Source organism: Pedobacter cryoconitis, from assembly GCF_003259615.1.
Taxonomy (GTDB): Bacteria; Bacteroidota; Bacteroidia; order Sphingobacteriales; family Sphingobacteriaceae; genus Pedobacter; species Pedobacter cryoconitis.
In genome coordinates, this window is the sequence record NZ_QLLR01000057.1 from 1 (window position 1) to 7,800 (window position 7,800).

Genomic DNA, 7,800 nt, shown 5'->3' on the forward strand with positions numbered 1-7,800 from the left:
GTTCCATCTGCGTTTCACGCAGTTCTTTTTTCAAATTAGCCACCTCTTGCTCAGCTGCGCTGAGGATAACCTTTCCATTCCCAGGAAAACTGCTGCCTTGCTTGCTGGTGAATTCCTTACGCCATCTATATAATAAAGTCACATTGATATCCAGTTCTTTCGCAAGTGCAATTAGATCTGTACGGGTGTTACTCAGTTCAACGCTCATCAGCTTGAACTCCTTCGGGTATGCTTTTCTCTCTCGTGACATAATATTCTGTTAAGATATGTAAATCCTCTTAACTCTGTGTCTACTCAAATATAGCAACTCCATCTCTTATTTTTTTTATTATAGTTAAGAAGTCTTGAGCATTAATTTGCTTGTAGTTCAGTGCTGAAAAAAATAAAACGGGATAACTTTCTGGAAAATCTAGTCTTCTTTGAATTTCTAATAAATAGAAATTCTCATTATTGATAGTTTTAAATTCAGATAAAGCAAGATGTCTTGGAATTGGCTCCCATTTTTTTGTACCAGCCGTCCGTTTACGTGAACACCAATTTGCTGTGAGATGGTGACATCGCTCGTTCGAAAAAGCAATATGTGAGAATGGAATATCTTCAGTAGCTGACATATTGCCTAGAAATTTGAATTCTATATTATTTCTTACGGCAATATTTTGACAAAATAATTCGAAATCCTTCATTACTGAGTCGCGGTCGTATGTGATTCCATCCTTATTTTCCAAAACTTCGAAATTTCTTTCCGTTGGCTTTTTTAATTCGGCTGGTGCGGAATTAGAATTGTGAATTGAAATTTCTAATGTACTAAATTCGTCAATATTTAAGGGTTTCTGAATCACAGATTCAGACCTTGTCTTTTGTTCTTGCTTTTCTGCTCTAAAGACCAATGGAAAAGCTCCTGAATATTTTGATCTGTGTTGTGTGCTTAAAGATTGCTTAACTATTTGTGAGTTCACGTTTTTCTGCCCTGTAATGGGAATTTCAAGAGAATTCGTCTCCATGTTTGGTGAGTGAATTATCCTTTCTGGCACGACTTTGGGGTTACAATCTAGATTTATACTGTTATCATGAAAAGGGTGATAGCTTAAAGATTCGAGAAAATATTCTGAACAATGTTCTAATATTTCATATACAATAAACCCTTTTTTACCGGATCGAGTTTTAATGTATTTACCAGCTGTATCGAGTTTCATTTCGATATTGTAAGGAATATATGTATTTATATATCGAAACCCTGCATTGTTACTGTCCTGCGGGAGATCTCTAAAATTTTCACAAAATTTATTACCAATATAAGTTGCAGCATTTCTAAAAGATGTATTAAAGCAGATTGATGCTGCTAAAAAAGCATCTTCTCCAGCTAAGCCTTTCCATAATCGAATGTGTGCCGTTTTTTTTTCTTTATTGTATGTCGTTTTAGATCTGTCGAATAACTCCCCGTGTCCTGTCCTTTTTTGTAGAAGGTTTGAAATCATATTTCCCGATGTGAAAAAGTAAAATCTGGCAATTTCAATACATGGGATCAAGACAAAATCTAAATCAAATATCAGTTTCTTATTATAAAGAACTTGTATGTCCTCACGTTTTAAATAGAGGAATTTCGCATTGTTATATTTGATATGTTCGAATGATATAATAGGATCATTGTCATATATGTTTTTACTATTGTATGGACGATGATCTTGAGGTTTGAAAATGGTGAATTTGAATTTTTCATATAGCTTGTCCGGTTTCATAAATAGACGGCCGTTTTTCCAAACAGAACCAATTGTTAATTCTAAGAGAAATTTGGCGTCGATTTCAAATGACAAAGAAGACTTACTAGTGAAGCCTAGATCGTTAGATATATTCTTTTTATTGAAACATGGTCCTATTTCCTTAAATCTGACTTCAGCTATTAGTTGATCTGTATCCCCTGATTTTTTTATTTTCCCCACCCAGACTAGATTGTAATAATTATTATTTAGTTGTAGATCTTGAAAAATTATCTTTCTTTTTCCCATTTACATTGATATAATTAAGAGATTGATGTCTCGTATAAAATTAATATTTTTATCTAATCTAATCATATAAGGATTCATTTTATATGATATTTAGAATCCATTTATGAACGACAATCGTCAAAAGAAATCTGAGCTTCTATTTTTGATATTAGCTTATAACTGTTTTTATGAACTATTTGAAGAAGTTATGAACGAGACATTTTGGTGCAAAGGTGAATGGGATCGGTTAAACTCCAACAATCTGGTAATTGAACGATTACTTTCATGACTGACCTCCCCTGAAAAACCAGACCGCTGAAAAGTCGAAAAAATTGGGACAAATACTTAACTTAAAAAAATAATCCAGTTGCAAAAGCAATAATTGATGCAATATTATATGATCTTTTGTAATATATCTGGTTACTAATAGGCTAATTTAAACATTAATATAAAGCTCAATACTGTCTTTTGGGGCTAAACGGCATTATATTTCATATCTTAGCAGAAGTAATCATTAAACTTAATATTAAGCAACCCGTCTTGTGCAAAAAGAGGCAATTAGGATTTAAATGGAGGAGATAATTAACAAGAAAAGTTGTATGCCTTTCTTACGATGGACAGGATCTAAAAGGTGGTTTACTAAAAGCTATATAAATGAATTTTTGCCTTCATCTTTTAATAATTATCATGAACCATTTCTAGGTGCTGGATCAGTTTATTTTTATTTAAAAGGCTTAGATCTGACATCAGGAATAGATTTTCATTTATCTGACTCTAACAAAGAATTAATAAATGCATATATTCAGATTAGAGACAATCCAGAAGAAGTGATCTCATATTTAAAAAATTTTATTAATTCCGAGAATCAATACTATCACATCAGGCAATTAAAGCCAAGAAAGGAAGAAAAGAAAGCGGCACGATTTATTTATCTCAATCGAACTTCTTTTAATGGTATTTATAGGGTAAACAGTCAAGGATTATATAATGTCCCATATGGTCATAGAGAAAAAGTTGATGTTGTGACAGAAAAATTATTATTGGAAGTAAGTCGAAACTTACAAGGAGCATCTTTTACCAGTCAGAGTTTTGAACAAACGATAACTAATGTAAAAAAAGGTGATCTCGTGTTTCTAGATCCACCTTACACTGTTGCTCACGAGAATAATGGATTTATAGAATATAATCAGCATCTTTTTTCTTGGACAGACCAAGAGAAACTTAGAGACTATGTTAAAGAATTGATAAAAAAGGAGGCCTTCTTTATTTTAACTAATGCAAGTCATAATTCTATATTAGAATTATATTCTGGCATTGGAGAAATTAAAAAATTATCTCGTCTTAGCCAAGTAGGAGGACGAAATAAGACTAGAGGATCATATAATGAACTAATAATTACGAATACAACTATCTGATATGGCAGTTAAAACGCTCAAAATTGCTGTTATAAGTGATTTACATTGTCATCCTCAAAAAGAAGAATATTCTGAGAATAATACACTCCTATTTAGTGACAAGCTAAGGTCTCCAACTAATGAACATCCTGTTGAAAATTTATTAGAAATTATTGACCAAGATAAGCTAGAAGTCAATCTTGTTTTAAGTCCAGGTGACTTTACTCATAGGTCTGATAAGCAAGGTTTCTTTTCAGGCTGGTCATATGTAAACGAAATTTCAAGGGCATTAAAAGCTTCGGATTTAATTGCTACAATTGGAAATCACGATATCGATTCTCGACATACTTTCTCAGACTATAGCTTTGATATTCCGAAAAAAATAAGTCAAAATTTTCCTATAAAGAAGGAAAATTTGAATCTTTTTTGGGATACAGGTTTTACATTTGTTGAAGAGGAGGATTTTCAAATATTAGTTATTAACTCAACACATTATCATACCCATTATGATAAGAATTCAATAGAAAACCCTGCTGTAAAGGGGAAAATGGATTTAGGACAAATTGAGATGATTGAAAAATACCTTGAAGCTAATAATTATAGTGAGAAGATAAAAATCGCTTTGGTTCATCATCATCCAATTAAACATTCTAGGCAAGATTTAGGGGAACATGATTTTATAGAGAATGGTGAGAATATGTTAAATGTACTAGGTAGATATAAATTTGATCTAATTATACATGGTCATAAGCATGATCCTTGGCTTAGATATTTCAATACGGAATCTGGTTTTGCTTTACCAATATTATCATCTGGGAGTTTTTCAGCGACTAATCAAATTTCATGGATTAGTAAATTCAATTACTTTCATATCATTGAATTTGTTAAAAAAGATTCGACCCCTTCAAATGGCATTATAGAAACTTGGACATTTAAAAATAGAATTGGTTGGAAAAAAGATAAAGAAGACGGCTTTTACCCATATACAGGATTTGGATATCAAGATAATATTCAATACATCGTTGAAAAAATAAAATCATTATTGAATGTTACGCCTATGCTAAAATGGAATGTAGTCATAGAGAGTATCCCAGAATTACAGAACTTAATTCCCGATAAAATGGAAGAACTTCAGTCGAAATTAGAAGTAGAAAATATTTTCTTAAATTCAAAAATAGGGCTTAAACCAAAGCATATATACTATGAGAGAGATTGATAGTTTCTATAATACCTATAATGCCAGGCATTTAAACCCAAAGGAAGTAGCGGAAAGTTTTATTTTTTCTAATAGTTTCGAAAAACTAATTCAGAATAATCATTCAGTGATTTTAGGAGCAAGAGGATGTGGGAAAACAACACTTATGAAGATGTTGACATTGCCTGCTTTGAACAATTGGAAAGATAGTAAAGCAGACAATATTAGGTTCAATATCCCCTTTTATGCAATTTATATTTCTACAGATATCTATTGGGATGTTAAAAATCAAACGTTTAGTTCCGAATTAGAATCTTTCGGCAATTTTTCGGATAAAATATCTGCATTTTCTGTAAATAGTAATGTATTCACTTCAATTTGTGATACTTTTAAAAATATCATAGACCTTGATTTAAATGACTCTGATGAAGATAAAGAAATCGAGTTAAGTAAGACCCTAATAAAAGCTTGGCAACTTACATCTACAATACCAAAGTTAGAATACATTAAAGATGCTCTTAATGAAAGAGTAGATTTTGTTAATCAGCTTATACAAAATGTTATTTTCAATTATAAAAATGAAGAGGATATACCAAAGCATGACTTTTTCAATTTAACATTTGAAACATCTCTAGAAGTTATAATCCCAATTTTTGAAAGAATATATGATATAAAAGGGAAAAAGAAATGGGCTTTATGTTTTGATGAACTGGAATTTGCCCCTATATGGTTACAAAAAAAACTTTTTAGCTCTTTAAGAAGCAGAACTCAATATATCCTATATAAATTAAGCTCTAGCCCTATATTATCACTAGAACTAGAGAAACCTTTATCGGGCACTTACAGAGCTACATCCGGTAATGATGTTACTATGATTAAAATGTGGAGTTCTGGTGATACCGATGATTTTTCAAAAAAAATTATTGATTCTTACCTATTTAAAAAACTTCAAATAAAGGACGCCAAGGGTTTTTTTGGCTCTAATGAGGTTTATAATAAAAGCGCAGATAGTTACAAGAAGGGTAGTCGTTTTTTTAAAGAAATGTCACAACTTATAAAAAAGGATTTTTCGTTTAGAGATTTCCTAAGTGATAAAAGAGTTGATTTAAATAACCCTACGCCTGATGCTAATCTAAAAGACGTTCTGTTTAGAAAAATTAAGCCAATCGTATACTTTCGGAACTATTATATTAATGAAAACAAAAAAAGTATCGATAACAAATTTAAAGTCACATATAGGAGTAGAAAAACTAGTGAATTATATTTCGGAATTGAGGTTTTAATTAAAATATGTGATGGAAATCCAAGATGGCTAATTGCAATAATTAATTCTATAATTGCTAATTCTTCCAATCAACAAGTGAGTGAAAAATTTCAATATGATGAAATAATAAGCGCTTCTAAACGATTTCAAAATGTTATAGCAAATATCCCAATAGGTTCAACAACATCAACACAACTTACCGATGTTATTGATAGAGTTGGTAAGTTCTTTAAAAATCAAATATTAGGTATTACATTTAATTTAGATCCAAAAGGAACATTCATTGTCGATGAAAATAAAAATGATTTATCTGAAGAAGTTGTAAGACTTTTGGAGAAAGGAATTTCTCAAGGTGCTTTTATTTTAGTTGATTCAAATGATGATTCTTTTGATTTTAAAATTAGAGGTCAACGACTAAAACTTTCTTATTTATTTTTTCCTCTTTATGACTTACCAATCAGGAAGTATACATCAATTAAGTTAAGTGAATGTTTAAAAGGTTTGGACTTCGAAAGTCAGAATCAAATTTTATTATTTTAAGGCAATGGAGTTACAATACGGAAAACAGATTGGAATTAATGAATTAGGAGGTCTTACTATTGATTTATTTCTTTTTGCTTGTAATCATGAGAAAAGAGTTTACAGTGCTTACGATAAGCTTGCTGGTGTTAATAAAATTTCAAAAGTTATAGGGTTATGCTATAAACAGGTAAAAAAGAAAAAGGATGATATTGAATTTATTCAAGTTAATAGTCATATTGAAATATATAATCTTTTAGAATCTATATTTATAAGTTCTCAGCTTAAAGAAATCAATATAATCGTTGACTATTCTTGTATGACGAAGTCATGGTATTATTCTATTATACTTTTTTTAGCAAAGCGTGATATCAATCTCAGTAAGGTTAAGGCTTATTTTTTATATACTCCTTCGAAATACTCTGTTCCTCAAAAGCCTAAATACAATTCTGATATTGCACCACTACCAGGAAAATATGTAGTTCCCACTAATAAGCCAAAAGCTCTTATTGTGTGTTTGGGATATGAGCAGAACAAGGCAGAAGGAATAATTGATCATTTGGATCCTAAAATATGTTATGTATTCTATACTGATCCTGCAATAGATCCAAAATTTGTAGATATAGTGAAGCGAAATAATCAAAATATTTTGGATCATTATAAGAACATAGTAACCTATCCATTCGAAGATCTATTGTTTTTAGAAAGGCAATTGACTTCAATTTATTATCTTTTAAAAGATGACTATAGTATTATTATTGCTCCATTAGGCCCTAAACCTTTTACATTTATTTCTATGCTAATGTCTGTAAAATATCCTGATATTGATATTTGGCGCGTTGGTTCTGGCTCTAATATAAATGAGTATAAAAGAGAGCCTATTAATGAGGACACATTTATTATTAGCGAAGTCGTTTTTTCTAATGAAACCTGTTAGGTGTATATATCGGTGATTCCGGGCCAGTAATTATAGGATCTGCTTATACTCGATGACTTTGGGTTAACGCATTTGGAACAACAACAACGAATGGACTTTATGGAGATCATTGAAGACCGGCATGCTTGCAAAGCAACTATTATTGCCAGTCAACTGCCAGTGTGGAATTGCAACATTAAAGTTGACATTTAGTTAAGCGGCAATATTTTGTTTATTTAAGTTTCTACCAAATTCTTCTGGGGACAAGTACCCCAGTGTAGAATGTAATCTTTTACGGTTATACCAAGTCTCTATATATTCAAAAACGATGAGTGCTGCCTGCTCTTTGTCTGTGAACTTATGCTGATACACACATTCAGCTTTGAGCGTCTTGAAGAAGCTCTCCGCTACTGCGTTGTCCCAGCAATTTCCTTTTCTGCTCATGCTTCTGATGATCAAAGGATTTTTTTCCAGTAAGCATCTGAATTCGTTGCAAGCGTACTGAACTCCGCGGTCAGAATGAAAAATCA

8 protein-coding genes are annotated in these 7,800 nt (G+C 31.3%); 5 read left to right on the forward strand and 3 right to left on the reverse strand.

Annotated elements, in window-relative coordinates:
- Positions 1-250: transposase (locus LY11_RS26085; protein ID WP_146610944.1), on the reverse strand; the 250-nt coding region annotated here is incomplete at its 3' end.
- 40 nt (positions 251-290) lie between these two features.
- Complete coding sequence (locus tag LY11_RS26090; RefSeq protein ID WP_111636511.1) at positions 291-2,003, reverse strand: hypothetical protein; 1,713 nt, start codon at positions 2,001-2,003, stop codon at positions 291-293.
- Positions 2,004-2,551: 548 nt separating this feature from the next.
- Between LY11_RS26090 and LY11_RS26095 the strand changes: the two genes are divergently transcribed.
- The 5 genes from LY11_RS26095 to LY11_RS26115 are packed head-to-tail and all read left to right on the forward strand — an operon-like array spanning position 2,552 to position 7,483.
- Complete coding sequence (locus LY11_RS26095) at positions 2,552-3,397, forward strand: DNA adenine methylase (protein ID WP_111636512.1); 846 nt, start codon at positions 2,552-2,554, stop codon at positions 3,395-3,397.
- 1 nt (position 3,398) lies between these two features.
- On the forward strand, positions 3,399-4,592 hold the full coding sequence (locus LY11_RS26100; RefSeq protein WP_111636513.1) for a metallophosphoesterase family protein: 1,194 nt from the start codon (positions 3,399-3,401) through the stop codon (positions 4,590-4,592).
- The gene (locus tag LY11_RS26105; protein WP_111636514.1) at positions 4,579-6,375 is read left to right on the forward strand and encodes an ORC-CDC6 family AAA ATPase; all 1,797 of its coding nucleotides are present in this window, start codon (positions 4,579-4,581) and stop codon (positions 6,373-6,375) included. Before LY11_RS26100 ends, LY11_RS26105 begins: the two co-directional genes overlap by 14 nt.
- A gap of 4 nt (positions 6,376-6,379) precedes the next feature.
- Positions 6,380-7,291 (forward strand): hypothetical protein, encoded by a 912-nt coding sequence (locus LY11_RS26110; RefSeq protein WP_111636515.1) that lies wholly within the window; start codon positions 6,380-6,382, stop codon positions 7,289-7,291.
- Between the two features lie 45 nt (positions 7,292-7,336).
- Positions 7,337-7,483: an ATP-binding protein gene (locus LY11_RS26115; RefSeq protein WP_317048019.1), complete on the forward strand. Its 147-nt coding sequence runs from the start codon at positions 7,337-7,339 to the stop codon at positions 7,481-7,483.
- Here LY11_RS26115 and LY11_RS26120 read toward each other — a convergent pair.
- Positions 7,484-7,800: IS3 family transposase (locus tag LY11_RS26120; RefSeq protein ID WP_170132707.1), on the reverse strand; the 317-nt coding region annotated here is incomplete at its 5' end. It lies immediately after the preceding gene.

What these genes read in the sequence shown, in the direction of transcription:
- LY11_RS26110 (WP_111636515.1), top strand. Translation starts at nt 6,380, where the DNA reads ATGGAGTTACAATACGGAAAACAGATTGGAATTAATGAATTAGGAGGT.
- LY11_RS26095 (WP_111636512.1), top strand. Translation starts at nt 2,552, where the DNA reads ATGGAGGAGATAATTAACAAGAAAAGTTGTATGCCTTTCTTACGATGG.
- LY11_RS26100 (WP_111636513.1), top strand. Translation starts at nt 3,399, where the DNA reads ATGGCAGTTAAAACGCTCAAAATTGCTGTTATAAGTGATTTACATTGT.
- LY11_RS26090 (WP_111636511.1), bottom strand. Translation starts at nt 2,003, where the DNA reads ATGGGAAAAAGAAAGATAATTTTTCAAGATCTACAACTAAATAATAAT.
- LY11_RS26105 (WP_111636514.1), top strand. Translation starts at nt 4,579, where the DNA reads ATGAGAGAGATTGATAGTTTCTATAATACCTATAATGCCAGGCATTTA.